The sequence below is a fragment of the Microbacterium proteolyticum genome (genome assembly GCF_030818075.1).
In the GTDB taxonomy this organism is placed as follows: Bacteria; Actinomycetota; Actinomycetes; order Actinomycetales; family Microbacteriaceae; genus Microbacterium; species Microbacterium proteolyticum_A.
On record NZ_JAUSZZ010000001.1, the window covers coordinates 2,620,341 to 2,647,020 of the forward strand.

At 70.3% G+C, this 26,680-nt stretch carries 21 protein-coding genes and 1 pseudogene; 6 read left to right on the forward strand and 16 right to left on the reverse strand.

The features are described from left to right. Positions 1-53: 53 nt before the first annotated feature. The 9 genes and pseudogenes from rsfS to rplU form a co-directional block, all read right to left on the reverse strand. On the reverse strand, positions 54-431 hold the full coding sequence (rsfS, locus tag QE392_RS12160) for a ribosome silencing factor (protein ID WP_307452031.1): 378 nt from the start codon (positions 429-431) through the stop codon (positions 54-56). Further along, positions 428-1,486, reverse strand: coding sequence for a hypothetical protein (locus tag QE392_RS12165; RefSeq protein ID WP_307452033.1), 1,059 nt, complete (start codon positions 1,484-1,486; stop codon positions 428-430). The genes rsfS and QE392_RS12165 overlap by 4 nt, the downstream gene beginning before the upstream one ends. After that, a complete protein-coding gene (gene nadD / locus QE392_RS12170) occupies positions 1,483-2,079 on the reverse strand; it encodes a nicotinate-nucleotide adenylyltransferase (RefSeq protein WP_307452035.1) in 597 nt (198 codons plus the stop codon). Before nadD ends, QE392_RS12165 begins: the two co-directional genes overlap by 4 nt. A gap of 10 nt (positions 2,080-2,089) precedes the next feature. Next, complete coding sequence (locus tag QE392_RS12175; RefSeq protein ID WP_307452038.1) at positions 2,090-2,314, reverse strand: hypothetical protein; 225 nt, start codon at positions 2,312-2,314, stop codon at positions 2,090-2,092. A gap of 50 nt (positions 2,315-2,364) precedes the next feature. After that, positions 2,365-3,624, reverse strand: coding sequence for a glutamate-5-semialdehyde dehydrogenase (locus tag QE392_RS12180; RefSeq protein WP_307452041.1), 1,260 nt, complete (start codon positions 3,622-3,624; stop codon positions 2,365-2,367). Between the two features lie 4 nt (positions 3,625-3,628). Then, a complete protein-coding gene (gene proB / locus QE392_RS12185) occupies positions 3,629-4,465 on the reverse strand; it encodes a glutamate 5-kinase (RefSeq protein WP_307452044.1) in 837 nt (278 codons plus the stop codon). Beyond that, a pseudogene (gene obgE / locus QE392_RS12190) lies at positions 4,462-6,007 on the reverse strand (GTPase ObgE). The gene proB and the pseudogene obgE overlap by 4 nt, the downstream one beginning before the upstream one ends. Before the next feature lie 94 nt (positions 6,008-6,101). Further along, positions 6,102-6,362 carry a 50S ribosomal protein L27 gene (gene rpmA / locus QE392_RS12195; protein ID WP_055836932.1) on the reverse strand — a complete coding sequence of 87 codons (261 nt, stop codon included), beginning with the start codon at positions 6,360-6,362 and terminating at the stop codon, positions 6,102-6,104. A gap of 18 nt (positions 6,363-6,380) precedes the next feature. After that, positions 6,381-6,689: a 50S ribosomal protein L21 gene (gene rplU / locus QE392_RS12200; protein ID WP_307452046.1), complete on the reverse strand. Its 309-nt coding sequence runs from the start codon at positions 6,687-6,689 to the stop codon at positions 6,381-6,383. A gap of 212 nt (positions 6,690-6,901) precedes the next feature. On the opposite strand from rplU, the gene QE392_RS12205 reads away from it, so the two are divergent. After that, positions 6,902-7,177: a DUF4031 domain-containing protein gene (locus QE392_RS12205; RefSeq protein WP_307452049.1), complete on the forward strand. Its 276-nt coding sequence runs from the start codon at positions 6,902-6,904 to the stop codon at positions 7,175-7,177. A gap of 170 nt (positions 7,178-7,347) precedes the next feature. Here QE392_RS12205 and QE392_RS12210 read toward each other — a convergent pair whose 3' ends face one another. Next, on the reverse strand, positions 7,348-9,771 hold the full coding sequence (locus QE392_RS12210) for an Rne/Rng family ribonuclease (protein WP_373426501.1): 2,424 nt from the start codon (positions 9,769-9,771) through the stop codon (positions 7,348-7,350). 627 nt (positions 9,772-10,398) lie between these two features. Here QE392_RS12210 and QE392_RS12215 point away from each other — a divergent pair. After that, positions 10,399-10,995 carry a vitamin K epoxide reductase family protein gene (locus tag QE392_RS12215; RefSeq protein ID WP_307452057.1) on the forward strand — a complete coding sequence of 199 codons (597 nt, stop codon included), beginning with the start codon at positions 10,399-10,401 and terminating at the stop codon, positions 10,993-10,995. Positions 10,996-11,700: 705 nt separating this feature from the next. Here QE392_RS12215 and ndk read toward each other — a convergent pair. The 4 genes from ndk to ileS are packed head-to-tail and all read right to left on the reverse strand — an operon-like array spanning position 11,701 to position 17,449. Then, the gene (ndk, locus tag QE392_RS12220) at positions 11,701-12,117 is read right to left on the reverse strand and encodes a nucleoside-diphosphate kinase (protein ID WP_307452059.1); all 417 of its coding nucleotides are present in this window, start codon (positions 12,115-12,117) and stop codon (positions 11,701-11,703) included. A gap of 3 nt (positions 12,118-12,120) precedes the next feature. Beyond that, positions 12,121-12,483, reverse strand: a complete 363-nt coding sequence (locus tag QE392_RS12225; RefSeq protein ID WP_307452062.1) for a DUF4233 domain-containing protein — start codon at positions 12,481-12,483, stop codon at positions 12,121-12,123. Between the two features lie 47 nt (positions 12,484-12,530). Further along, positions 12,531-13,883 carry a bifunctional folylpolyglutamate synthase/dihydrofolate synthase gene (locus tag QE392_RS12230; RefSeq protein WP_307452065.1) on the reverse strand — a complete coding sequence of 451 codons (1,353 nt, stop codon included), beginning with the start codon at positions 13,881-13,883 and terminating at the stop codon, positions 12,531-12,533. Next, on the reverse strand, positions 13,880-17,449 hold the full coding sequence (gene ileS / locus QE392_RS12235) for an isoleucine--tRNA ligase (protein WP_307452068.1): 3,570 nt from the start codon (positions 17,447-17,449) through the stop codon (positions 13,880-13,882). The genes QE392_RS12230 and ileS overlap by 4 nt, the downstream gene beginning before the upstream one ends. A gap of 331 nt (positions 17,450-17,780) precedes the next feature. On the opposite strand from ileS, the gene QE392_RS12240 reads away from it, so the two are divergent. From QE392_RS12240 to QE392_RS12255, 4 genes are all read left to right on the forward strand, one after another. After that, a complete protein-coding gene (locus tag QE392_RS12240) occupies positions 17,781-19,085 on the forward strand; it encodes an MFS transporter (protein ID WP_307452071.1) in 1,305 nt (434 codons plus the stop codon). 205 nt (positions 19,086-19,290) lie between these two features. After that, complete coding sequence (gene valS, locus QE392_RS12245; RefSeq protein ID WP_307452074.1) at positions 19,291-21,858, forward strand: valine--tRNA ligase; 2,568 nt, start codon at positions 19,291-19,293, stop codon at positions 21,856-21,858. Beyond that, entirely contained in the window at positions 21,858-22,106 is a 249-nt protein-coding gene (locus QE392_RS12250) for a hypothetical protein (RefSeq protein WP_307452076.1), read from the forward strand. The genes valS and QE392_RS12250 overlap by 1 nt, the downstream gene beginning before the upstream one ends. Positions 22,107-22,596: 490 nt before the next feature. Then, positions 22,597-24,648, forward strand: a complete 2,052-nt coding sequence (locus QE392_RS12255; protein WP_307452077.1) for a M3 family metallopeptidase — start codon at positions 22,597-22,599, stop codon at positions 24,646-24,648. A 43-nt stretch (positions 24,649-24,691) separates the two neighbouring features. Here QE392_RS12255 and QE392_RS12260 read toward each other — a convergent pair whose 3' ends face one another. Next, positions 24,692-25,207 (reverse strand): GNAT family N-acetyltransferase, encoded by a 516-nt coding sequence (locus QE392_RS12260; RefSeq protein ID WP_307452079.1) that lies wholly within the window; start codon positions 25,205-25,207, stop codon positions 24,692-24,694. Between the two features lie 180 nt (positions 25,208-25,387). Further along, entirely contained in the window at positions 25,388-26,656 is a 1,269-nt protein-coding gene (gene clpX, locus QE392_RS12265) for an ATP-dependent Clp protease ATP-binding subunit ClpX (RefSeq protein WP_307452082.1), read from the reverse strand. Positions 26,657-26,680 lie beyond the last annotated feature (24 nt).

Sequence of the window (26,680 nt, forward strand, 5' to 3'; positions counted from 1 at the left end):
GGAGACGGCGAACGCCCCCGGCCGACAAGGCCGAGGGCGTACGAGACGGACGATCAGTCGGTCGTCGCGGGCGTGGGGATCTCCAGCGGAACGACGGGGCAGTCCTTCCACAGGCGCTCCAGACCGTAGTAGACGCGCTCCTCCTCGTGGAACACGTGGACGACGAGGTCGCCGAAGTCGAGGAGCACCCACCGGGACTCCTGTCGCCCCTCGCGCCGCAGGCGCTTGTGACCCGCCTCGAGCAGCTTCTCCTCGACTTCGTCGGCGATCGCGGCGACGTTGCGTTCGTTGCGACCCGTGACGAGGAGGAACACGTCGACGAGAGGGAGGGGCTCCGACACATCGAGGGCGATGAGATCGTCGCCACCCTTGGCGTCGGCGGCGAGAGCGGCGATCTGCGCCATCTCTTTGCCGTTGGTGCTGGTGGTCATCGGAAAACTCCTGTCGTGAAGGCGAGGCCGAGGGTCACGGCCACCCCCAACGCGAGAACGCCCGTGGTGATGATGAGGGCGATGAGGAGCTTGCTCCCCTTCTCGGGTGCCGGGGGGCGGATGATCTCGCCGGGTTGCTTGACGGTGCTGATCGCGGCGCTCGCGGCGATCGGTGTGGGCGACGAAGCAGCGGGAAGCTCTCCGTCGAGGAGGACCGCGTCGACATCGCGGCCATCGGTGGTACCGGGGGCGTGACCGACCGAGCCGAGGCCGGCCGGCAGATCGAAGGTACCCGTGATCATGATCTCGCCGGTGGCGTTGACGGGACCCACCAGGGGGGCGCCCGTGGGGGTCTGCGAGAGGATGAGGGAGTTGGGCGTCGTGACCGCTCCCGTCGCGCCGGTGTTGCGCGCGAGCAGCTGATCGAACGACGGCGGGAGCGCGACGCCGGGAGTGGGACCGTCGAGCAGCTCGGAGCCGAGGGCGGGATTGACCACCGACGGGGCGGGCGCCTCGGTCGGCGGGTTCTCCTCGGCGGCCGCGGGGCGGAAGATGGCCGGCTGCACGTCGTCGTCGACGGGTGCCGCCGAGCCGCTGCGGGGCTGCGCGACGTCGAGGTCGGGGCTGATGACCGGAACCGACGCCGTCCGGATCTTCTCCTGCGCGCGCACCTGCCGGCGCGTGAGGCCGGCGACACCGAGGTCGGGGGCGGCGTCGCCGTAGGAGCTGGCGGCGGCGGGCGACGAGGTCGTCCGATCCTCCTCGGCCGGACGCTCCTCCGCCGCCGGGGCGGCCTGCTCATCGGCGGGCGCGGGGGCGACCGGGGCCGGGAACTCCTCCGCGGGCGCGTTCTCCTCCGCGGCGGCCGGCAGCGCCTCGATGAGCGCGGGGGCCTGCGACTCGGACGAGGCGGAGACCTCGGCTTCCGGCGCCGGGGCCGTGGCATCCGGTGTCTCGATCTGCGGCGTGATGATCGGCGTGGCGCCGGTCTGACGCAGCTCGCGCAACTGACGGCGGGTCAGCGGGGGCGTCGCGGGGGTGTCGGACGTGCTCATGCTGTGCTCCGGTAGAGATGGTGCTTCGCGATGTACTGCACGACGCCGTCGGGCACGAGGTACCACACCGGGTGTCCTCGGCGCACGCGGGCGCGGCAGTCTGTGGACGAGATCGACAGGGCGGGGATCTCCAGTTGACTCACGTTCTCGGACGGGAGTCCTTCGGTGTTCAAGACGTGGCCGGGACGCGAGACGGCGACGAAGTGCGCCAGATCCCACAGCTGCTGATGGTTGCGCCAGCTGAGGATCTGCGCGACCGCGTCGGCCCCGGTGATGAAGAACAGCTCGGCGCCCGGGCGCTGCTGCTGCAGATCGCGCAGCGTGTCGATCGTGTAGGTCGGGCCCTCGCGGTCGATGTCGACCCGACTGACGGTGAACTGCGGATTGGATGCCGTGGCGATCACCGTCATGAGATAGCGGTGCTCGCTCTCGGTGACGTCGTCTTTCTGCCACGGTCGACCCGTGGGAACGAAGACGACCTCGTCGAGGTCGAACGACTGAGCGACTTCGGACGCGGCGACCAGGTGACCGTGATGGATGGGATCGAACGTCCCACCCATGACCCCGATACGAGGGGCGCGCGTCACCGACATACGGTCGGCCTCAGTGGCCGTGCGCCTCGGGGACGGGCGTGCCGTGCTTCTGAGCGTAGGCCTCGGCCTTGTGGGCGTGACGGTTGGCCACGTTGCGATACGACAGCGTGACCAGGCTCAGCAGGACGAAGACCACGAACGCCACCGCACCGATCCAGAAAGTCTCGGCCTGCACGTTGCCGCCGTGGTGACCGCCCTCTTCAGCAGCGTGGGCGAGAAGCGTGGCGAAAGTCATCAGTACTCCGTTCGAGTGGTCTGCGCGGCGCGCAGTGCCATTTTAGGCGGTCAGGCGCGGACCTGGCCGTCACCGCGCCCGAGCCACTTGGTGCTCGTCAGCTCGGCGAGCCCCATGGGTCCGCGTGCGTGCAGTTTCTGCGTCGAGATGCCGACCTCGGCTCCGAAGCCGAACTCGCCGCCGTCGGTGAACCGCGTCGACGCGTTGACGAGGACGACGGCGGAGTCGACCTCGGCCAGGAAGCGGTCGGCCGCGGCCTGATCGGCCGTGATGATCGACTCGGTGTGGTGCGTCGAGTATCGGCGGATGTGCGCGAGGGCGTCGTCGAGGTCGTCGACCACGCGCACCGCAAGATCGAGCGTGCCGTACTCGCGTGACCAGTCGTCGTCGGTCGCGGCCACGACGCGCTCGTCGTGAGCGCGGGTCGCCTCATCGCCGTGCACGGTGACACCGGCGTCGGAGAGGGATGCCAGGAGCTCCGGCAGCAGACGGTCGGCGGCCCCGCGATGCACGAGGACGGTCTCGACGGCGTTGCAGACGCTCGGGCGCTGCACCTTGGCGTTGAGCACGATGTCGCGCGCCCAGTCGTCACGCGCGCTGGCGTCGAGGTACACGTGCACCACGCCCGCGCCGGTCTCGATGACCGGAACGGTGGACTCGGTGACGACGGTCTCGATCAGCGACGCGCTCCCGCGCGGCACGAGCACATCGACGAGGCCGCGCGCGTTCATCAGCGCGCGAGCACCGTCGCGGCCGAAGTCGTCGACGCTCTGCACCGCCTCCGGCGACACGCCCTGAGCCTGCAGGGCGTCGCGCATGACCGAGACGAGCACGGCGTTCGTGCTCTGGGCCGCCGACCCGCCGCGCAGGACCACGGCGTTGCCGGAGCGGAGGGCGAGCGAGGCGATGTCGACCGTCACGTTGGGCCGCGCTTCGTAGATGGATCCGACGACGCCGAACGGGACCGCGACCTTCGTCAGCGACAGGCCGTTGGGCAGCGTGCGCTCGTCGAGCACGCGGCCGACGGGGTCGGGCAGCGCGGCGACGGCGCGCACGGCCGCCGCCAGCGCGGTCACGCGAGTGGCGTCGAGGCGCAGACGATCGAGGAGGGCCTCTCCGATGGCATCCGCCCGTCCGCGTTCGAGGTCGACGGCGTTGGCGGCGACGATCTCGTCGGACGCCGCCACGAGCGCATCGGCCACGGCGACCAGCAGAGCCGTCTTCTGCGCGGCGTCGAGCAGAGCGATCTCACGCGCCGCGTCTTTCGCCAGGCGCAGGCGCTCATCGACGGAGGAGGCGATCACGGTCATGCGCTCAGTGTACCGGCGCCCTCACAGCGCCCACGGGTCCGGTCGCGAGGGTGACGGGGTCGGGGTTGGGAGCGAACCACGTGCCGATGGCCTCACCGGCCAGGGCGGATGCCACGAGATCGGCGCTCGTGACGAGCACGCCCACGCCGGCGGTCGACGCGAGCCTCGCCGCGGAGGCCTTGGTGGCCGCTCCCCCGGTGCCGACGCCGTTCACGACGCCCGCCCCGAACTCGAACTCGGACAGGTCGTGTCCCCACTCGACGTCGGTGATCGGGCGGGCGCCCGGCTCGCTCGGCGGGCGGGTGAAGAGGGTCTCGATGTCGCTGAGCAGCACGAGCGCGTCGGCCCCGATGAGCTGCGCCACGAGAGCGGCCAGCCGATCGTTGTCGCCGAAGCGGATCTCGTGCGTGGCGACGGTGTCGTTCTCGTTGACGATGGGGAGGATGCCGAGCCCCAGCAGCCGCTCCATGGCGCGGCGGGCATTGGAGCGGTGCGTGGCGTTCTCGAGATCGCCGGCGGTCAGCAGCACCTGACCGGCGAGCAGCCCGAAACGGTCGAGCGAGGTCTGGTAGCGCCACATCAGCACGTTCTGTCCGACGGCGGCCGCTGCCTGCTGCGTGGCCAGGTCGTTCGGGCGTCCGCCGAGGTCGAGCAGCGGCAGAGCGGTCGCGATGGCGCCGGACGACACCAGCACCACCTCGGTGCCGCCATTGTGCGCGTGCGAGAGCGCCTCGACGATCGTGTCGATCCGGTGTGCGCCCTCACCGCTGATCGAGGACGAACCGACCTTGACCACCACGCGGGCGGCGCCGGGGATGTCGGCGCGGGTGTGCGCCGTCACCGCGCGTCGTCCTCGTCGCCGAGGACGGAGGAGTCCCCGTCGGGATCGATCCCCGCGGCGCGCGCCGCGCGGCGTTCGGCCTCGAGCTCGGCGCGGGCGTCGGCCTTGGCATCCATGCGCTCGTGATAGCGCTCGCGACGCTCCGACGTCGTGCGGCGCGAGTTCTGGATGAGTCGCGGGTCGGTACCGCGGGGGGCGGTCATCAGCTCGGCAGCCGACGAGAGCGTCGGCTCCCCAGTCGAAGACGATGCCGTCGCCGGGGCCGATCACCACGGTGGCGCCGGCGACCGCACCGGCGCGGAACAGGCCGTCTTCGACGCCGAGGCGCGCAAGACGGTCGGCGAGGTAGCCCACGGCCTCCTCGTTCTGGAAGTCTGTCTGCTGCACCCATTTGACGGGCTTGTCGCCGAGGATGCGGTAGACGGGCCCGTAGGTGCCGCCCTCGACCTTGATCTCAAAGTCCTTCTCTGCACCCTTGGGGCGGATGACGATGCGCTCGGTCGGCTTCTCGTCGAGCGTCGACAGGCGGTGCTGCTCGACCACGTCGGCCAGCGCGAAGGTCAGCTCGCGCAGTCCGCTGCGGCTCACCGTGGAGATCTCGAAGACGCGGAAACCGCGCGCCTCGAGGTCGGGCCGCACGAAATCGGCGAGCTCGCGGGCCTCGGGGACGTCGATCTTGTTCAGCGCGACGATCTGCGGCCGTTCCAGCAGGGGGGTCTGCCCCTCCGGCACCGGGTAGGCACCGAGCTCCGCGAGGATGACGTCGAGATCACTCAGCGGGTCGCGGCCCGGGTCGAGCGTGGCGCAGTCCAGCACGTGGACGAGGGCGGTGCAGCGCTCGACGTGACGGAGGAACTCCAGGCCCAGCCCCTTGCCTTCGCTCGCGCCTTCGATGAGGCCCGGCACGTCCGCGATGGTGAAGCGCACGTCGCCTGACTGCACGACCCCCAGGTTGGGATGCAGGGTGGTGAAGGGGTAGTCCGCGATCTTGGGGCGCGCCGCGGAGACGGCCGCGATCAAGCTCGACTTGCCGGCCGAGGGGAAGCCCACGAGCGCCACGTCGGCGACCGTCTTGAGCTCAAGGACGACGTCGCCCTCCCAACCCGGCGTCCCCAGGAGCGCGAAACCGGGAGCCTTGCGCTTGGGCGAGGCGAGGGCGGCGTTGCCCAGACCGCCCAGGCCGCCCGGGGCGGCCACGAAGCGCATGCCGGGGGTGAGCATGTCGACGAGCACGGTTCCGTCGGGGTCCTTCACGACGGTGCCGATCGGGACGGGAAGCTCCTGATCCTCTCCCACCGCACCGGAGCGGTGGTCGCCCATCCCGAAACCGCCGTTGCCGGCGGAGCGGTGCGGCGAGTGGTGGTACGACAGCAGGGTCGTGACCTGAGGGTCGGCGACGAGCACGACGTCGCCGCCACTGCCCCCGTTGCCGCCGTCGGGACCGGCCAGCGGTTTGAACTTCTCGCGGCGCACCGAGACGCAGCCATTGCCGCCCTTGCCCGCGCGCAGGTGCAGGGTGACGCGGTCGACGAAGGTGACCATGGCGGGTCCTTCCGGATGGGGCCGGCGAAGCCGACGGGAGAATGCGAAGAGGGGGTGGGCTGCGCCCACCCCCTCGAGCGCCGAAGCGCGGGAATTACTCCGCTGCGGCGGTGACGATGTTGACGACCTTGCGGCCGCCCTTGGCGCCGAACTGGACCGCACCGGGAGCCAGGGCGAACAGCGTGTCGTCGCCACCACGGCCGACGTTGGCGCCGGGGTGGAAGTGGGTGCCGCGCTGACGGACGATGATCTCGCCGGCGAGGACGACCTGACCACCGAAGCGCTTCACGCCGAGGCGCTGTGCGTTGGAGTCACGACCGTTACGGGTGGAGCTTGCGCCCTTTTTGTGTGCCATCTCTGCGTCTCCTGGCTCTTACTTGATGCCGGTGATCTTGACGCGCGTGAGGTCCTGACGGTGGCCCTGGCGCTTCTTGTAGCCGGTCTTGTTCTTGAACTTCTGGATCACGATCTTCGGACCGCGCTCCTCGCCGAGCACCTCGGCCGTGACCGAGACGTTCGCGAGCTTGTCGGCGTCGGTCGTGACCGCGTCGCCGTCGACGAACAGGACGGCGGGCAGCTGGATGCTCTCGCCGACCTTCGCCTTCTGGCGGTCGAGCACGACGACCGTGCCGACCTGGACCTTCTCCTGGCGGCCGCCGGCGCGCACAACTGCGTAAACCACTTCACACCTGTTTCGTTCGGGAGCGCGGGGCTCCGGTTGTCTGATGACGTTGGGAGGGTCTGATGACCCAAGTCTCGGTACGATCCGGCCGACGAAAGTCAGCGGGGTCTCGCCCCCGAAGGGCGGACGCGACGCACCAAGGGTCAAGTTTAGCTCACCGGGCGGCATCCGGCAAAAGCATCCGACCCGCGTGTCGAGCATAGGATCATCCGATGGCGATCCTCATCGACGACCCGCAGTGGCCGGCGCACGGCCGACTCTGGGCGCACCTTGTGAGCGACAGCAGCCTCGACGAGCTGCACGCCTTCGCCGCCTCCGCCGGCATCCCCCGCCGCGCCTTCGATCGCGACCACTACGACGTGCCCGACGAACGGCACGCGCATCTCGTCGCCGCCGGCGCCGAGCACGTCGGCGGCAAGGAGCTGGTGCGGCGTCTGCGCGCTTCGGGGCTCCGCGTCACCGCGCGCGAGCGTCGCGCCGGCGCCTGAGCACCGCGGTGTCGGCGGCGCGTCAGCGCGAGCGAGCGCCGCACCTGAGCACCGTGCGGCCGGCTGCGCGTCACCGCATGTGAGCGTCGCGCCGGCGGCTGAGCACCGCGCGGCGCCGGGATCGCCGCCCGTCGGGGGACGGAGGGCGGATCCCGGTGCTCCGCTCGGGGTCAGGCGTCGGTGGGCGGCTGGGCGTTGACCGGGGTGCCGGTGAGGGCGGCCGTGGTGACACGGCGACGCGAGCGGCCCTGACCGGGTGCCTTGGGCTCCGGAAGCGCCTCGAGCACGGATTCGAGCAGCGCGTCCTTCTCGGTGCGCGGCGCCCGGGGCTCGCGCTTCTTGCGAGGACGCTTCTCGCGCGCCGGTGCCGGTGCCTCGGCCTCGGGCTTCGCCTCCAGCACGGCCTCGACGGATGCCACCACCGCGGCCTCGACGACGGCGGGGTCGTCGAGGGTCGGCTTGACCGTGGATGCCGCGATCTGCGCGAGCGCGGACTTGACGCCCTCGGTGATCACGTGCGTGCCGCCGTTGGCCGCCGACGAGCCGTTCTGAGCGGTGTGGGCCGCCGACGCGGGAGCCGCGTTCGACGCGCCGCCGTTGCTGCCGCGACCACGCCGGTTCGATGACCCGCCGTTGCCGTTGCCATTGCCGTTCGTGGCGCCGGTCCGGTGCTTGACGACGGGGTCGTGGTGCACGATCACACCGCGACCCGCACAGACCTCGCATGCCTCGCTGAAGGTCTCGAGCAGGCCGAGGCCGAGCTTCTTGCGGGTCATCTGCACGAGGCCGAGCGAGGTGACCTCGGCGACCTGGTGCTTCGTGCGGTCGCGGCTGAGGCACTCGATGAGGCGGCGCAGCACGAGGTCGCGGTTTGTCTCGAGCACCATGTCGATGAAGTCGACGACGATGATGCCGCCGATGTCGCGCAGGCGCAGCTGGCGCACGATCTCTTCCGCCGCCTCGAGGTTGTTCTTCGTGACGGTCTCTTCGAGGTTGCCGCCCGAACCGACGAACTTGCCGGTGTTGACGTCGACGACGGTCATGGCCTCGGTGCGGTCGATCACGAGCGACCCGCCGGAGGGCAGCCAGACCTTGCGGTCGAGCGCCTTCTCGATCTGCTCGGTCACGCGGAACGCATCGAAGGGGTCCTGCTCGCCCTCGTACTTCTCCACGCGCTCCAGCAGGTCGGGGGCGACGCCCTGGAGGTAGTTCGAGATGGTCTGCAGTGCCTCATCGCCCTGGATGAGCATGCGGGTGAAGTCCTCGTTGAAGACGTCGCGCACGATCTTCACGAGCAGGTCGGGCTCGGAGTGCAGCAGGGACGGCGCCTGGATCGTCTTCACCTGGCTCGACACGTGCTCCCACTGCGAGGTGAGGCGCTGCACGTCGAGGGTCAGCTGCTCTTCGGTGGCGCCCTCGGCGGCGGTGCGCACGATGACGCCCGACGACTCGGGGAGCACCTCTTTGAGGATCTTCTTCAGACGCGCACGTTCGGTGTCGGGGAGCTTGCGCGAGATGCCGTTCATCGTGCCGTTGGGCACGTAGACGAGATAGCGGCCGGGGAGCGAGATCTGGCTCGTGAGTCGCGCGCCCTTGTGTCCGACGGGGTCTTTGGTGACCTGCACGAGCACGCGGTCGCCCGACTTCAGGGCCAGCTCGATGCGCCGCGGCTGATTGTTGGTCTCGACGCCGTCCCAGTCGACCTCGCCGGAGTACAGCACCGCGTTGCGTCCGCGGCCGATGTCGACGAACGCGGCCTCCATGCTCGGCAGCACGTTCTGCACACGACCGAGGTAGACGTTTCCGATGAGGGAGGCGTCCTGGTTGCGGGCGACGTAGTGCTCGACCAGCACGTTGTCTTCCAGCACGGCGATCTGGATGCGGCCCGCCTTGGACCGCACGACCATGACGCGGTCGACGGCCTCGCGACGGGCGAGGAACTCCGCCTCGGTGACGACGGGGCGGCGGCGGCCGGCCTCGCGGCCGTCGCGGCGGCGCTGCTTCTTGGCTTCCAGGCGCGTGGAGCCCTTGATGCGCTGCGGCTCGGTGACGACCTCGACGACGCGCTGGCGCACGGGCGCGACCGGGGCGTCGTTCTGCTCGGCGGGGGTCGCGTCGGATCCGCCGCGGCGACGGTTGCGACGGCGGGCGCCGGCCGCGCCCCGTTCGACGGGGCCGTCGTCGTCGCGGTCGTCGCGGTCGTCGTACGACTCGCGCGCGGGCAACGGCGGCAGCTCGGGCGCGTAGAAGTGCAGCGCGGTCGACACGGCCGACACGAAGTTCTCGGGCAGCAGGCCCAGCGAGACGGCGGTCGGACGGGCGGGCTTCTCCGGCTCGGCGGGTGCTGCGGGCTCTGCCGCCGCCTCGGGCTCGGGAGCAGCCTCGGGCTCGGAAGCGGCCTCGGGCTCAGGCTCGGAAGCCGCCTCGGGCTGGGAAGCCCCCTCGTGCTCAGGAGCGGATTCCGGGACGACAGCTGCATCGGCGTCTGCGGCGACGGGCGAGGCGGCGTCTGCCGGCTCATCCGCCGTGTCCCCGGCCTCGGCCGTTCCATCCGAGTCGGCCGGGGCGGTGGCGTCGTCGGCGCCGGATGCCACAGGAGCGGCCTCGCCCTCGTGGGCGGGCTCCCCGACGACTTCGGCATCCGACGACGCCGGTGCGCTCTCCGCCGTCGCCTCCGCGTCGTCGACCGTCAGCACCGCGGGCGCATCGGTGTCGTCCGCGGCGGCCAGTTCGGCATCCTGGACCGCGGCCTCTTCCTCATCGACGGCGGGGACGTCGGCCTCGACCGGCGACTCGGCCGCGTCGATCGACGTCTCCGACGACGGCGTCTCGGGAGTGTCGCCCGGCGTCTCTTCGGCGGGGATCTGTTCGTCTGTCACATCGGCCATGTCGGGGTTTCTCCCTGGCCGGGCGACACCGCGCGTCGCCCGACGAAATCTCATGCGGCGCCGCACCCGGCGGGCCGCGAACTCATTCGGTCTGCAGCAGGCCTGCGGCTCGTGCTGCGAAGGGCGGTCGTCGCCCGAAGTCTTCTGGGTGATGTTCCTGCGGCGCGGCCGCGGTCACATCAGCCTTCATTATCGCACGGACCGGCGTCGCGGCCAGCGGATGCGTCCGTTCGCCCTCCGCGGAACCGGTCTGCTCGGTGTGCACCGGCCGCGCACCGACAGGGATGCCGGGTGTTCAGCGCGCGGAAAAGTGGGCGGTGGCACAATCGCGACATGAGCGAACACGTCACCGCCCGCCGCCCGACCGTCGTGGCGGTCTGGCTCGTCTTCGCCGGCATCGTCGGCTGGTGGGCGGCGTTCTCGCTGACGATGGAACGCTTCCACCAGCTGCAGAACCCGGGTCAAGCGGCATCCTGCGACTTCAGCGTGCTCGTGCAGTGTTCGACGAATCTCCAGTCGTCGCAGGGTGCGGTCTTCGGCTTCCCCAACCCGATCATCGGACTCGCCGCATGGGTCGCCCCGGTCGTGGTGGGCATGGCGCTGCTGGCGGGCGCGCGGTTCGCGCGGTGGTTCTGGGCGTTGTTCTGGCTCGGGTTCGCCTTCGCCCTGACGTTCGTGATCTGGCTCATCGCGCAGAGTCTGTTCGTGCTGGCGACCCTGTGCCCCTGGTGCATGGTGACGTGGTCGGTCGTGATCCCGTCGTTCTTCGTGGTGACGCTGCATGTTCTGCGCGAGGGTGTCATCCCCTCGGTGCGGGTCCGAGAGGTGGCGGACCGCCTCTTCGTGTGGGTGCCGCTGATGACGATCGTCGCGTTCGCCGTCGTCGCGGTGCTGGCGCAGGTGCGCCTGAACGTTCTCGCGCAGTTCTGATCCCGCGGGTTCGACGGCCGAGGTCCCTGGGCTTGTCGAAGAGACCGTTCGCGCGCGTCGGGTCCGAATTCGGCGGTCTGCGCGCGCTCCGCCCGCCCCGGGTGCGACTGCCCTGACCGACTTCGTGCCCTCAGCGCCTGCGACGTCGGACGCCGTGCATGACCTCAGCGATGTGCATGAGCTCCGCCCGACGGCCCCGGATTGCCACTGACCTCAGGCGCATCACTGACTTCATGCCCTCAGCCCCCGCGACGTCAGACGCCGTGCACTACCTCAGCGATGTGCATGAGCTCCGCCCGACGGCCCCGGATGCCACTGACCTGAGACGCATCACTGACTTCGTGCCCTCAGCGGCCCCGCGACGTCGGACGCCGTGCACAACCTCAGCGATGTGCATAAGCTCCGCCCGACGGCCCCGGATGCCGCTGACCTGACGCGCATCGCTGACTTTGTGCGCAGGGCTTCAGCGGTTCCCGCCATCCCCGCCCGCGGATACCAGGGACCTGGCGCAGATGGACGATCCCGCGCCGGAGGTCTCCACGCCGGGCGAGTCCGCGTGTCATCTCACAGGTTCACTGACTCTCAGCCCGAAACCGTGGGCGCTCCTCACCTCGCGCACATCGCAGACCCCGCGCCCGCCGGTCGCCCTGCGCACCGACGAAGGCCGCCACCCTCACGGGGTGACGGCCTTCACGGCATCCGGAATCAGGCGAACCAGATCGCCAGCTCGCGCTCGGCGGACTCGACGCTGTCGCTGCCGTGGACGAGGTTCTGCTGCACCTTCAGGCCCCAGTCGCGGCCGAAGTCGCCGCGGATCGTGCCGGGGGCGGCGGTGGTGGGGTCGGTCGTCCCAGCCAGTGCGCGGAAGCCCTCGATGACGCGGTTACCGGCGAGGCGGATCGCGACGGAGGGGCCCGAGAGCATGAACTCGAGGAGCGGTTCGTAGAACGGCTTTCCCTCGTGCTCGGCGTAGTGCTGCGCCAGGGTCTCGCGGTCGGGCTCGACGAGGCGGATGTCGACGAGGGCGTAGCCCTTCGCCTCGATGCGCGCCAGGATCGCACCGGTCAGTCCGCGGGCGACGCCGTCGGGCTTGACCAGGACGAGGGTCTCTTCGGTGGCCATGGGTCATTCTCCGTTCGAGAGGTCGGGGTCGGCGGCGAACCGGGCGTTGCGTCGGTCGAGCGCCGCTCCCTTGATCGTCGCATACGCCCACATGCCGCCGAAAATGACGGCCACGACGGCGAGGGCGGGAACGAGCAACCCGCCGAGGAGCAGGACGACCTGCAGCGCCCAGCCGGTAATAATCGCCCACCGGTGGCGCAGCAGTCCCGACACCGCGACCATCGCGACCGCCATCACGACACCGCCGACGATCCCCCACCACGGCTCGATGCCGAACGGCAGCGCCTTGAGGCCGTACACGACGAGCCCGCCGAGGAAGACGACGATCGACTCGAAGCCGAGCACGACGGCGCCGAGCGACTCCAACGCTCCGCGCTGACGACGGCGGCGTGGAACCCGGGGCTCGCGCGGACTCACGCCTGCCACCCGGCCTTCCAGTCCTCGAGCTCCGACAGGCGCAACGCCTCTCCGGCGAGTACGACGCTGCCGGCGACGACCACGGCGCGCCGGTCGGACTCGGCCGCCCACGCGCGGGCCGCGTCGGCTGCGTCTTCGAGCGTCGGGTGCACGGTGACGGGCAGATCCGCGGCCTCGGCCACGTCGGCGATCGCGTCGGGATCGGTGGCGCGGTCGCTGTCGGGTGCGGTGGCGAACACCCGCGCGACGGCGGGGACGAGCGCCGACATGATGCCGGCGGCATCCTTCCCGTCGAGGATGCCGATCACGGCGCCCCACTCGTCGATGTCGAAGGCCTCGTCGAGAGCGGCGACCAGCGCGCGGGCGCCGTGCGGGTTGTGTGCGGCGTCGACGAGCACGGTCGGAGCGGTGCCGACGAGCTGCAGGCGACCGGGCGAGGTGGCGGTGCCGAGGCCGTCGGCCACCACGTCGGCGGCGAGGGGCTGCGTCCCCCCGCCGATGAGCGATTCGACGGCGGCGACGGCGAGGGCGGCGTTGTGTCCCTGGTGGGCGCCGTACTGCGGCAGGTAGAGCTCCGCGTACGTTCCCGCGACGCCCCGGATGGTGAGCTGCTGCCCACCCACCGCGAGGGTCTGCGCCTCGAGACCGAACGCGGAGCCTTCCACCGCGATCGTCGCGTCCTCCTTCTCGGCGCGGGCGCGGATGACGCGGAGGGCCTCCTCCGGCTGCGCGGCCGACACGACGGCGGCGCCCGGCTTGATGATCCCGGCCTTGACCGTGGCGATCTCGGCGACCGTCGAGCCCAGCCTGTCGACGTGGTCGATGTCGATGGGGGTGAACACGGCGACGTCGCCGTCGGCGGTGTTCGTGGAGTCCCACTCCCCGCCCATGCCGACCTCGAGCACGAGCACGTCGATCGGCGCGTCCGCGCACGCGACGAAGGCGAGGACCGTCAGTAGCTCGAAGAACGTGAGCGGAGCGTCTCCGGATGCCGCGAGTTCAGCATCCACCATGTCGACGAACGGCTGGATCTCGTCCCACGCGTCGGCGATCGCGGCATCCGACACGGGCTCTCCGTCGATGAGGATGCGCTCCGTGAACCGCTCGAGGTGGGGGCTGGTGAACAGCCCCGTCCGAAGCCCCATCGCGCGCAGCAGGCTCTCGATCATGCGGCTCGTCGAGGTCTTGCCGTTCGTTCCGGTGACGTGGATCACGCGGTACGTGCGCTGCGGGTCGGCGAGCAGCTCGAGCACGCGGCGCGTGCGCTCGACGCGCGGCTGGACCCACTGCTCGCCCTGGCGTTCGAGCAGCGCGCTGTAAACGGCGTCGGCTCTCGTACGGTCGCTCATGCGGTGCCTCCGATGCGGGCGACGGCGACGGTGACCGCTCCGACGTTCGCGTAGGTCTTGGCGGCGATCTGCGTCTCGTACTCGGCGGGCAGGGCCGCGCCGCGCTCGATGAGTCGGCCCTGCGGACCGGCCAGCACGACCGCCTCCGCCAAGGTCTCGGATGCCACGCCCGCGACCTCGAACGCCTGGGCCACGGCCTGCGCGTCGGCGTCTTCGACGAACGTCAGCGACAGGAAGATGCGGTCGCTCACGTCGAAGCCGGCGGCCTTGCGGGTGTCCTGGATGCCGCGGACCATGTCGCGCGCCAGGCCCTCGGCCTCGAGTTCGGGCGTGGTGACGGTGTCGAGCAGCACGAAGCCGCCGCTCGACAGCACGGCCAGCGCCTCGCCTTCGGGGCGACCGGCGGTCTCGACGACGAGGTCGTACTCGGCGGGCTCCAGCGGGATGCCACCGGCGACGACGCGACCGTCGACCTCGCTCCAATCGCCCTCACGGGCGGCCTTGATGGCCTGCTGCACCTGCTTGCCCAGGCGCGGGCCCGCGGCGCGGGCGTTCACCGAGAGGCGGTGGGTGATGCCGTACTCCCCCGCCGTGCCGTCCTGCAGAGCCACCTGCTCGATCGTCTTGACGTTGAGCTCCTCGCGCAGGATGTCGTCGAACTGCGCCAGGCCCGCGGCGTCCGGGGTCACCACCGTCAGACGCGGCAGCGGCAGGCGCACGCGCTTTCCCTCTTTCTTGCGCAGGGCGTTGGCGACGCTCGAGACGTCACGGACCGTGTCCATCGCGGTACGGATGTCTTCGGCAGCCGGGAACACCGAGGCGTCGGGCCAGTCCTCGAGGTGCACGCTGCGACCGCCCGTGAGGCCCTGCCACACGCGCTCGGAGACGAGCGGGATGAGCGGGGCGGCGACGCGGGTGAGCGTCTCGAGCACGGTGTAGAGCGTGTCGAAGGCCTCGCGGCTGGTGGGATCGTCGGTCACGCCCACCCAGAAGCGGTCGCGCGAACGGCGGATGTACCAGTTGGTCAGCACCTCGGCGAAGTCGCGCAGGCGCTCGGCCGCGGTCGTGGAGTCGAGGCCCTCGAGGTCGGCGGCGACGCCCTTCACGAGGTCACCCGTCAGCGCGAGGATGTACCGGTCGAGCACATCGGTGGAGTCGGTGCGCCATTCGGCGACATAGCCGTCCGGGCCGGAGGCTTCGACAGGCTCAGCCACCGGCGCTGCGGAGGTCCCTGAGCTCGTCGAAGGGACCGGGACCCCCGGGAGCCCGGGGCCGGAGGCTTCGACAGGCTCAGCCACCGGCGCGGGCTCAGCCGCCGGCGCTGATGCGTTCGCGTAGGTCGCGAAGAAGTACCACGCGTTCCACAGCGGCAGCAGGAACTCGCGCACGCCGGAGCGGATGCCCTCTTCGGTCACGACGAGGTTCCCACCCCGTAGAACGCTCGAAGACATGAGGAACCACCGCATGGCATCCGAACCGTCGCGGTCGAACACCTCACGCACGTCGGGGTAGTTGCGCAGCGACTTCGACATCTTCTGGCCGTCGTTGCCGAGCACGATGCCGTGGCACGACACGCCGGTGAAAGCGGGGCGGTCGAACAGCGCGGTCGAAAGGACGTGCATGACGTAGAACCAGCCGCGGGTCTGTCCGATGTACTCGACGATGAAGTCGGCGGGCGCGTGCTCGTCGAACCACTCGTGGTTCTCGAACGGGTAGTGCACCTGCGCGAACGGCATCGAGCCGGAGTCGAACCACACGTCGAGCACGTCCTCGATGCGGCGCATCGTGGACTGGCCCGTCGGGTCGTCGGGGTTGGGGCGCGTGAGGTCGTCGATGTAGGGGCGGTGCAGGTCGACCTCGCCGTCGGCGTTCACCGGGAGGCGGCCGAAGTCGGCCTCCATCTCGGCGAGCGAGCCGTACACGTCGACGCGCGGGTAGTTCGGGTCGTCGCTCTTCCAGACCGGGATCGGCGAACCCCAGTAGCGGTTGCGGCTGATCGACCAGTCGCGCGCGCCCTCGAGCCACTTGCCGAACTGGCCCTCCTTGACGTTCTCGGGCACCCAGGTGATCTGCTGGTTGTTCGCCAGCAGGTCGTCCTTGATGTCGGTCACGCGCACGAACCAGCTCGACACGGCCTTGTAGATGAGGGGGTTCCGGCAGCGCCAGCAGTGCGGATACGAGTGCTCGTACGACGCCTCGCGCAGCAGCCGGCCCTCCTGCTTCAGCAGGCGGATGAGGGGGCGGTTGGCATCCAGCCACAGCTCCCCCGCGACGTCGGTCACGGCCGACAGGAACCGACCGCCGTCGTCGAGCGAGATGATCGTCGGCAGTCCCGCGGCATCCGCGAGGCGCTTGTCGTCTTCACCGTAGGCCGGGGCCTGGTGCACGATGCCGGTGCCGTCCGAGACCGTGACGTAGTCGTCGACGAGGATCTTCCAGGCGTTGCCCGTCCCCCACGTGTCGGCGTCGGCGTAGTAGTCGAAGAGGCGGTCGTACGACACGCCCTCGAGCTCGGCGCCCAGGATCGTCGTCTGCACGGCCGCGCGGGCGGCATCCGCACTCTCGTACCCCAGGTCCTTGGCGTAGTTCGGCAGCAGGTCTTCCGCCAGCAGATAGCGGTGCGCGACGGCCTCGAACGCCTCGTCGGGCGTGCCGTCGGGCGTGGTGTGCACGTCGGCGGCGCCGTTCGGGCCGCCCTCGATCACGGCGTACCGGATGCCGGGACCCACCGCGAGAGCGAGGTTCGTCGGCAGCGTCCACGGGGTCGTCGTCCAGGCCAACGCCCGGACGCCGGTGAGGCCGAGCGCCTCGGCCTTCGCGCCGACGAGCGGGAAGGTGACGGTGACCGAGGGGTCTTGTCGCATCTTGTAGACGTCGTCGTCCATGCGCAGCTCGTGCGTCGACAGAGGCGTCTCATCGCGCCAGCAGTACGGCAGCACGCGGTAGCCCTCGTACGCGAGGCCCTTGTCGTGCAGGGTCTTGAACGCCCACAGCACGCTCTCCATGTAGGTCGTGTCGAGCGTCTTGTAGCCGCGCTCGAAGTCGACCCAGCGGGCCTGACGCGTGACGTAGTCCTGCCACTCGCGCGTGTACTCGAGCACCGACTCGCGGGCCTTGGCGTTGAAGGTCGCAACCCCCATGCGCTCGATCTCGTCCTTCTCGGTGATCCCGAGCTGCTTCATCGCCTCGAGCTCGGCCGGCAGGCCGTGGGTGTCCCAGCCGAAGACGCGGTCGACCTTCTTGCCCCGCATGGTCTGGAAGCGCGGGAACACGTCCTTGGCATAGCCGGTGAGGAGGTGGCCGTAGTGCGGCAGGCCGTTCGCGAACGGCGGGCCGTCGTAGAACACCCATTCCTCGGCGCCCTCGCGGTTCGCGATCGATGCGCGGAAGGTGTCGTCTTCGGCCCAGAACGCGAGCGTGTCGTTCTCGATCTGGGGGAACCGGGGGCTGGGGACGACGGATGCCGTGGACGCGGCGCCCTGCGCGGACGCCGAGGTCGCGGCATCCGGGGTCGCGTTCGACGCATCGGCGGCGGGGCCGAAGGATGAGGGGCGAGGGTAGGTCATGTCACTCCGCGGGTCGAGGTCTGCTCGCCGGGACGATCCATGCGGACCGCGGTACCACCCTGCATTGCGCCGGACCCTTCGACGAGCTCAGGGGCCGATGCCGCTCTCACTGCGGCTGTGACGGGCCTGACCCGCGCGGTTCTACTTGTCCGGTCCCTGAGCGTGTCGAAGGGCCGGACGTTCTTCCGCGAGCTCCCCGGTGATGGCCGGATCGGTGCTGATGACTCGATTCTACGCCGTCCCGTCGACACGGCGGCTGCCATGTCGACGGGACGGCGGGAATGCGGGGCCGGGCGCGGAGGTTTCTGGACTCGTGCCAAGATCGACTCCCGTGACTTCCGCTCCCCCCGCTTCCCGGTCGACCCCGACTGCGCCCGCACGCCGCGTCGCGTGGGCGTCGATGATCGGCACCTCGCTCGAATCCTTCGACTTCTACGTCTATGCCTACTTCGCCGCGTTCTTCGTCGGCCCCCTGTTCTTCGAACCACTCGGAGAGGTCGGCTCGACCCTGGCGTCGTTCTCGACCATCGCTCTCGCCTTCGTCGTCCGCCCGATCGGAGCGGTCATCTTCGGGCACATGGGCGACCGGCTGGGTCGCCGCGCGACGCTGCTGTGGACGGTGGCCATCATGGGCGTCGCCACCGGCCTGATCGGGGTGCTGCCCACCTATGCGCAGGCCGGCTGGTTCGGGGCCGCGCTACTGCTCGTCCTGCGCATCGCCCAGGGTCTGTCGCTGGGTGGCGAGTGGGGCGGTTCGATCCTGCTGGCGACGGAGCACTCCAGCCCCGTCAAGCGCGCGTTCTACGCCGCGATCCCCCAGCTCGGCTCGCCCGTCGGCTCGATCCTGTCCGCCGCCGTCTTCATCGCGATGACGGCGATCCTGCCGGCCGACCAGCTCGCCGAGTGGGGCTGGCGCATCCCGTTCCTGCTCGCGCTCCCGCTTCTGCTCGTCTCCTTGTACCTGCGGTGGTCCATCGACGAGACGCCCGTCTTCGAAGACGTCGTCGCCTCCGGTCGCCGTGACCGCCTGCCCGTGCTGGCGATGTTCTGCGCCCGTCCGGTCGCGGTCGTCCTCGCCATCGGTGCGGCGCTTCTCGGCATCGGGTCGTACTCGCTGATGAACACCTACACGATCAACTATGGCGTGGCGCAACTCGGGTTCAGCTTCCAGGACCTCCTGGTCGCGACGACGATCGGTGCCCTGCTCCAGCTGGTCACGGTTCCGCTCTTCGGCGCGTGGGCCAGTCGGATCGGCTCGGCGAAGGTCGTCGCGTGGGGCGCCCTGGGCACCCTGCTCATCACGTTCCCGATGTACTACTTGCTGCAGTTCGCGACCTTCCCGATCCTCGTCGCGACGATGATCGTCGGCGGCATCCTCCCGACGATGTCGTGGGCCGCACTCGGCGGTCTGATGAGCGACCTCTTCCCGGACCACTTCCGCTGCTCCGCGCTGTCGCTGTCGTACGCCTTCGCCGCGACCATCTCGGGCTTCGTCCCGCTGGTGACCGCGGCCCTGGGCACGGCGACGGCCTTCGCGTGGTGGCATCCGGGTGTCGTGCTCGCCGCGCTGTCGGCGGTGACGCTCGTGGCCGCATGGGCGGCGTCGCGCCGCCGTGCCGAGGTCGCCGGAGCGTAAGCGGGGGCCCCACGCGCCGGGCGAAGCCTCAGCTCACTCATGTGCACCCGTTCCGTCGCAATACGGCGATGACGACGGAGTGGCTGCGAATCGCCGAGGTCGCGCACCCCCCGCCGACGCCGCGCCGCCCCTCCCGGTATCGTGGATGCCATACCCATCAGGCACGCTCACACAGTGCCGCCCATATCGCTCGAGGAGTACCCCCATGGCCACAATTCCCGATAAGCCCGCCCTGGAAGGCCTCGAGCAGAAGTGGGATGCCGCGTGGAACGAGCGCGGCACGTACGTGTTCGACCGCCTCCGCGCCGCCGAGGCCGGCCGTCAGGGCGTCTACTCGGTGGACACGCCGCCGCCGACGGCATCCGGGAGCCTGCACATCGGTCACGTGTTCTCGTTCACCCACACCGACGTGAAGGTGCGCTTCGAGCGCATGCGCGGCAAGACGGTCTTCTACCCGATGGGCTGGGATGACAACGGCCTGCCCACCGAGCGCCGCGTGCAGAACTACTACGGCGTGCGCTGCGACCCCTCGCTCCCCTACGACCCCGACTTCACCCCGCCGTTCGCGGGCGGTGACAACAAGAGCAGCAAGGCCGCCGACCAGGTGCCCATCAGCCGCCGCAACTTCATCGAGCTGTGCGAGCGGCTGACGATCGAAGACGAGAAGCAGTTCGAAGAGCTGTTCCGCGAGCTGGGGCTCAGCGTCGACTGGACGCAGACGTACCGCACCATCTCCGACGACTCGATCCGCACGAGCCAGCTGGCGTTCCTGCGCAACATCGAGCGCGGCGAGGCCTACCAGGCGCTCGCGCCGACGCTGTGGGACGTGGACTTCCGCTCGGCGATCGCGCAGGCCGAGCTCGAAGACCGCGACCAGCCCGCCGCCTACCACCGCGTCGGCTTCGCGAAGACCGACGGTTCGGGCGACGTGTTCATCGAGACGACCCGCCCCGAGCTGCTGCCGGCGTGCGTGGCCCTGGTCGCCAACCCCGACGACGAGCGCTACCAGCCGCTGTTCGGCTCGACCGTGCGCACGCCCCTCTTCGACGTCGAGGTGCCGGTGCTCGCCCACCCGCTCGCGCAGAAGGACAAGGGGTCGGGCATCGCCATGATCTGCACCTTCGGCGACGTGACCGACATCATCTGGTGGCGCGAGCTGGACCTTCCCAACCGCACGATCATCGGCAAGGACGGCCGCATCGTCGCCGACGCCCCCGATGTGATCGTGACGGATGCCGCGAAGGCGGCGTACGTCGAGCTCGCGGGCAAGACGGTGTTCAGCGCCAAGAAGCGCATCGTCGAGCTCCTGCAGGAGTCCGGCGCCATGGAGGGCGCCCCCAAGCCCTTCACCCACCCCGTGAAGTTCTTCGAGAAGGGCGACCGGCCGCTCGAGATCGTGTCGACGCGCCAGTGGTACATCCGCAACGGCGCACGGGATGCCGAGCTTCGCGAGCGCCTGATCTCGCTCGGTCGCGAGATGTCATGGCATCCGGATTTCATGCGCGTGCGCTTCGAGAACTGGACAAACGGCCTCACCGGCGACTGGCTCGTGTCGCGCCAGCGCTTCTTCGGCGTGCCGATCCCGGTCTGGTACGCGCTCGACGAGCACGGCGAACGCGACTACGACCGCGTGCTGACGCCCGACCTCGCCTCGCTGCCCGTGGACCCAACGACCGACGTGCCCCCGGGCTACACCGAGGACCAGCGGGGCGTTCCGGGCGGCTTCGACGCCGAGCGCGACATCCTCGACACGTGGGCGACGTCGTCGCTCACCCCGCAGCTGGCCGGCGGCTGGCAGCGCGATGAGGAACTGTGGAACCTCGTGTCGCCGTTCGACCTGCGTCCGCAGGGGCAGGACATCATCCGCACCTGGCTCTTCTCGACCATGCTGCGCAGCGCCCTCGAAGATGACCGGAGCCCCTGGTCGGATGCCGCGATCTCGGGCTTCATCGTCGACCCCGACCGCAAGAAGATGTCGAAGTCGAAGGGCAACGTCGTCACGCCCGCCGACATCCTCAAGCAGCACGGCTCGGATGCCGTGCGCTACTGGTCGGCCTCCAGCCGTCTGGGCACCGACGCGGCGTTCGACCCGCAGAACCCGACGCAGGTGAAGATCGGCCGGCGTCTCGCGATCAAGCTGCTGAACGCCGCGAAGTTCGTGCTGTCGTTCCCCGTGCCCGAGGGCGCCGAGGTCACGCACGCGCTCGACGCGTCGATGCTCGCGACCCTGGATGCCGTCGTGCGCGACGCCACCGCCGCCTTCGAGGCGTACGATCACGCGCGCGCGCTCGAGATCACCGAGTCGTTCTTCTGGACGTTCTGCGACGACTACCTCGAGCTGGTCAAGGAGCGCGCGTACGACCAGACCGATGTCGGGCAGGCCTCGGCGGCTCTCGCCCTGCGCACGGCGCTGTCGACGCTCGTGCGCCTGTTCGCACCCGTGCTGTCGTTCGCGGCCGAAGAGGTGTGGTCATGGTTCGAGGAGGGCTCGGTGCACACCGCCGCGTGGCCCGAGCCGCTCGGTATCCAGGGCGACCCGGCTGTGCTCACCGCCGTGAGCGAGGCGCTCATCGGCATCCGTCGCGCCAAGACCGAGGCCAAGGCCTCGCAGAAGACGCCGGTCACCTCGCTGACCGTGTCGGGTCCCCGCGTCGAGGCTCTTCGCCTCGCCGAGGGCGACCTGCGCGCCGTCGGACGCATCGAGACGATCTCGTTCGCCCCCGCCGACACCACCACCGTCACCGACATCGTGTTCGCACCCCAGGAGGACTGATGCAACTCGGAACCCGTTGGACCGCCCGCGAGCTGCCGCCGAAGGCCGTTCCCGAGGCGCTGCACGCCCAGATCGCCGCGGTCGAGGCCGCCCTCACGCCCGACGGCCTGAGCGCCCCGGCCCCGCGATGGACGCTGACGTTCCTCGAGGGTCGTCCCGTCGCCGAGCTCGACACCGGGGTCATCGTGACCCAGGATGCCGCCGGCGAGGTCGTCGTTCGCTACGACGACGACGACGAGTTCGCCTGAGCCGCACGAAGACGTCGCGGGTCCGCCGCCCCGAGTGGCGGACCTGCGACGCGGGACGGCGGGCCGAGTGGCGGACCCGCGACGCGAGACGGCGGGCCGAGCGGCGGACCCGCGACGCGGGACCGCGAGCCGGGTGGCGGACCCGCGACGCGAGACGGCGGGCCGAGTGGCGGACCCGCGACGCGAGACGGCGGGCCGAGTGGCGGACCCGCGACGCGAGACGGCGGGCCGAGTGGCGGACCCGCGACGCGGGACGGCGGGCCGAGCGGCGGACCCGCGACGCGGGACGGCGGGCCGAGCGGCGGACCCGCTACGCGGGACGGCGGGCCGAGTGGCGGACCCGCGACGCGGGACGCAGGCCGCGTCCGAACCGTGCTCGGCTCTTCGCTCCGGCGGAGACGTGGGCTGCGTCGCCTGACGCGTGTCCGACCGTGGCTGTCGGACGCTCCGCGCCCGACACCGGGCGGAGACGGCGGCCTAGGCTGGGACGATGACGGAAGCCGTGATCAATCCCCTCCTCGCGCCGCCCTCGCTCCCCTACGACCTCCCGCCCTACGGTCGTATCCGCGCCGAACACTATCTGCCTGCTTTCGACGCGGCCTTCGCGGCGCAGCGCGCCGAGGTCGACGCGATCACCTCGCAGACCGAGCCCGCGACGTTCGAGAACACCCTCGTGGCGCTGGAGCGCAGCGGTGAGCTCCTCGGCCGGGTGTCGCGCACGTTCTACACCGTCACCGGGGCCAATGGCACGGCCGAGATCCAGGGAATCGAAGAGCAGCTCGCGCCGCTCATGTCGGCGCACCGGGATGCGATCCAGCTCGACGCCGCGCTATACGCCCGCGTCTCCGCCGTCCACGAGCGTCTCGACGACCTTGACCTGGATGCCGAGAGTCGCTACCTCGTCGAGCGTCACCACCGCGAGATGTCACTGTCGGGCGCCGGCCTCGATGACGAGCAGAAGCAGCGACTCACCGATCTCAACCAGCGGCTGTCGGTGCTGACGACGACGTTCGAGAAGAACCTGCTCGCCGACACCAACGACCTCGCGGTCGTCTTCGACGACGCCGCGCAACTCGACGGCCTCAGCGACGGCGAGCTCTCGGCCGCGGCCCAAGCGGCCACCGCCCGCGGCCTCGACGGACGCTACGTCGTCACACTCACGCTGTACACCGGTCACCCCTACCTCGCCTCGCTGACGAACCGTGAGAGCCGCCGTCGCCTGCTCGAGGCCTCCCGCGTGCGCGCCCGGCGCCACAACGCCGACGACAATCGCCCGGTGCTCACCGAGATCGTTCGCCTCCGCGCCGAGCGCGCGGCGCTGCTCGGATACCCGTCGCACGCGGCCGCCGTGCTCGCCGACCAGACGGCAGGATCGCCGGATGCCGTGCACGACCTCCTCCGACGGCTCGCGGTGCCCGCGGCCGCCAACGCGCGCGAGGAGCAGGCTGCTCTTCAGCAGATCGCCGATGCCGACGGCATCCGGATCGAGGCGCACGACTGGGCCTTCTACACCGAGAAGGTGCGGGCGCAGCAGTACGACCTCGACCGGGCCGCCCTCCGGCCGTGGTTTGAAGCCGAGCGGGTGCTGCGCGACGGGGTCTTCTTCGCGGCGGAGCAGCTCTACGGCATCCGGATCACCGAGCGTCACGATCTGCAGGGGTACCACCCCGACGTGCGCGTCTTCGAGGTGCACAATGACGACGGCAGCGAGCTGGGCCTGTTCCTGCTCGACCTGTACACGCGCGACACGAAGCGGGGCGGGGCATGGATGAACTCCCTCGTCACCCAGTCCGAGCTGCGCGGCACGGCGCCGGTCGTCGTCAACAATCTCAACGTGAACAAGCCCGCGCCGGGCACGCCGACCCTGCTCACCCTCGATGAGGTGACGACGCTGTTCCACGAGTTCGGTCACGCGCTGCACGGTCTGTTCGCGACGGTCACGTACCCGCATTTCGCCGGCACCGCCGTGCATCGGGACTTCGTCGAGTTCCCCAGCCAGGTGAACGAGATGTGGATTCTCTGGCCCGAGATCCTCACGAACTACGCGCGGCACATCGACTCCGGCGAGCCCCTCCCGGCCGATGTCGTCGAGCGGCTGCACGCGTCGGAGGCTTTCAACCAGGGCTTCGCCACGAGCGAGTACCTCGCGGCATCCTGGATCGACCAGGCGTGGCACGGCCTGTCCGTTGACGAGGCGTCGGCTGAGATCGACGTGGCCGCCTTCGAGGCGGCGGCGTTGGCCGACATCGGCCTCGACAACCCGGCCGTTCCCACGCGGTATTCCTCCACGTACTTCGCGCACGTGTTCTCAGGCGGCTACAGCGCCGGGTACTACTCCTATATCTGGAGCGAAGTGCTCGACGCCGACACCGTGGACTGGTTCCGCGAGAACGGCGGCCTCACCCGGGCGAACGGCGACCGGTTCCGCGAGCGCCTGCTGGGCGTCGGCGGTTCCGGCGACCCGCTGGCGGCCTACCGCGATTTCCGGGGTCGGGATGCCGACATCCAGCCGCTCCTGGAGCGGCGGGGCCTCGCGGGCTGACGCGCGGAGCGGCAGGCACGCTCCCCCAGCCGTGTCTGCCGCGTCAGCTCTCGACGCGGTATTTGAAGCCGATGTGCGAGTCCCGGAAGCCCAGTCGCGTGTAGAAGCGGTGGGCGTCGACGCGCGCCGCGTCAGACGTCAGTTGTACGAGCGTCGTCCCGGTCGCCGGCGCGGCCACATCCATGACCCACCGCATGAGCGCGCTGCCGATGCCGCCGGAGCGCACGCGCGATGACACCCGTACGGCCTCGACGAGCAGGCGTGTGGCGCCCTGGCGAGCCATTCCCGGAATGACGGTCAGCTGGAGCGTACCGACCAGCACGCCGTCGGCGTCGTCGACCACGAGGAGGTCGTTGAGCGGCGCATCGAGCACGCTTCGCAGGGCCGTCTCGTAGGTCGCTTCGTCTGCGGCGTCGGCGCGGTCCCCGCGCGCGGAGCTGATCGGGTCGTCGGCGAGGAGCGCCATCAGCGCGGGGAGATCGGCCGGGGTGGCCCGGCGCACGGTGAGGTCTCCGAACCGAGCGATCAGGCGCGTGGGGAGTTCGAGGTCGGCGAGCATGATCCGATTCTGCCCCGCCCGGTTGAGAGGGTCCCGCGCCCGTAGAGGGCGGGGCCGAGCTCGATGGCTGAGCCGGCGCCGCTATGGACGAGGAACGCCAGTCCCCCGACGGCCATCGCGGCGACGATCACGAAAAGCGCGACGCTGCGGCGGGGACGCACGGTATGCCGCCGTCGCCTCTTATGCGCTCCGCCGCTTCTGCGCCAACACGATGGTCGGCTGCGCGCCGTCTTCGACCGCGGCGCGCGTGATGACGACCTTGGCGATGTCGTCGGACGAGGGCACGTCGAACATGATGGGTCCAAGGACGTCTTCGAGGATCGCCCGCAGGCCGCGCGCGCCGGTCTTGCGCAGCACGGCGAGGTCGGCGATCGCGCGCAGGGCGTCCTCGTCGAACTCCAGCTGCACCCCGTCGAGCTCGAACATGCGCTGATACTGCTTGACCAGGGCGTTCCGCGGCGCGGTGAGGATCTCCATCAGCGCCTCCTGATCGAGGGGCGAGACGGATGCCACCACGGGCAGACGACCGATGAACTCGGGGATGAGGCCGAACTTGTGCAGGTCTTCCGGCAGCGCCTCGCTGAAGAGGTCGGGCGCGTCCTCCTTGCGCTGCAGCGGCGCGCCGAAGCCGACGCCGTGCTTGCCGACGCGGGCGGAGATGATCTCCTCGAGACCCGCGAACGCGCCGGCCACGATGAACAACACGTTCGTCGTGTCGATCTGGATGAACTCCTGGTGCGGGTGCTTCCGGCCGCCCTGCGGCGGCACCGACGCGACGGTGCCTTCGAGGATCTTCAGCAGCGCCTGCTGGACGCCCTCGCCCGAGACGTCGCGCGTGATCGAGGGGTTCTCCGCCTTGCGGGCGATCTTGTCGACCTCGTCGATGTAGATGATGCCGGTCTCGGCGCGCTTGACGTCGAAGTCGGCTGCCTGAAGGAGCTTGAGAAGGATGTTCTCGACGTCTTCGCCGACGTATCCGGCCTCGGTGAGGGCCGTGGCATCCGCCACCGCGAAGGGGACGTTGAGACGCTTGGCCAGCGTCTGTGCGAGGTACGTCTTGCCGCAGCCGGTGGGCCCGAGCAGCAGGATGTTGCTCTTGGCGATGTCGATCTCTTCGGCGCGGGCCTCGGCGGGCTGCAGCGTGCCGTGGGCGCGGACGCGCTTGTAGTGGTTGTAGACGGCGACGGCGAGAGCACGCTTCGCGGGCTCCTGACCGACGACGTACTCCTCGAGGAAGGAGAAGATCTCGCGGGGCTTGGGGAGATCGAACTCGGCGACCTCGCCGGCCGAGGACTCGGCCATGCGCTCTTCGATGATCTCGTTGCACAGCTCGACGCACTCGTCGCAGATGTAGACCCCGGGACCGGCGATCAGCTGCTGCACCTGCTTCTGGCTCTTGCCGCAGAAGGAGCACTTGAACAGGTCGGCGCTCTCACCGATGCGTGCCATGCCGGTTCCTCCTGTCACCCCGGC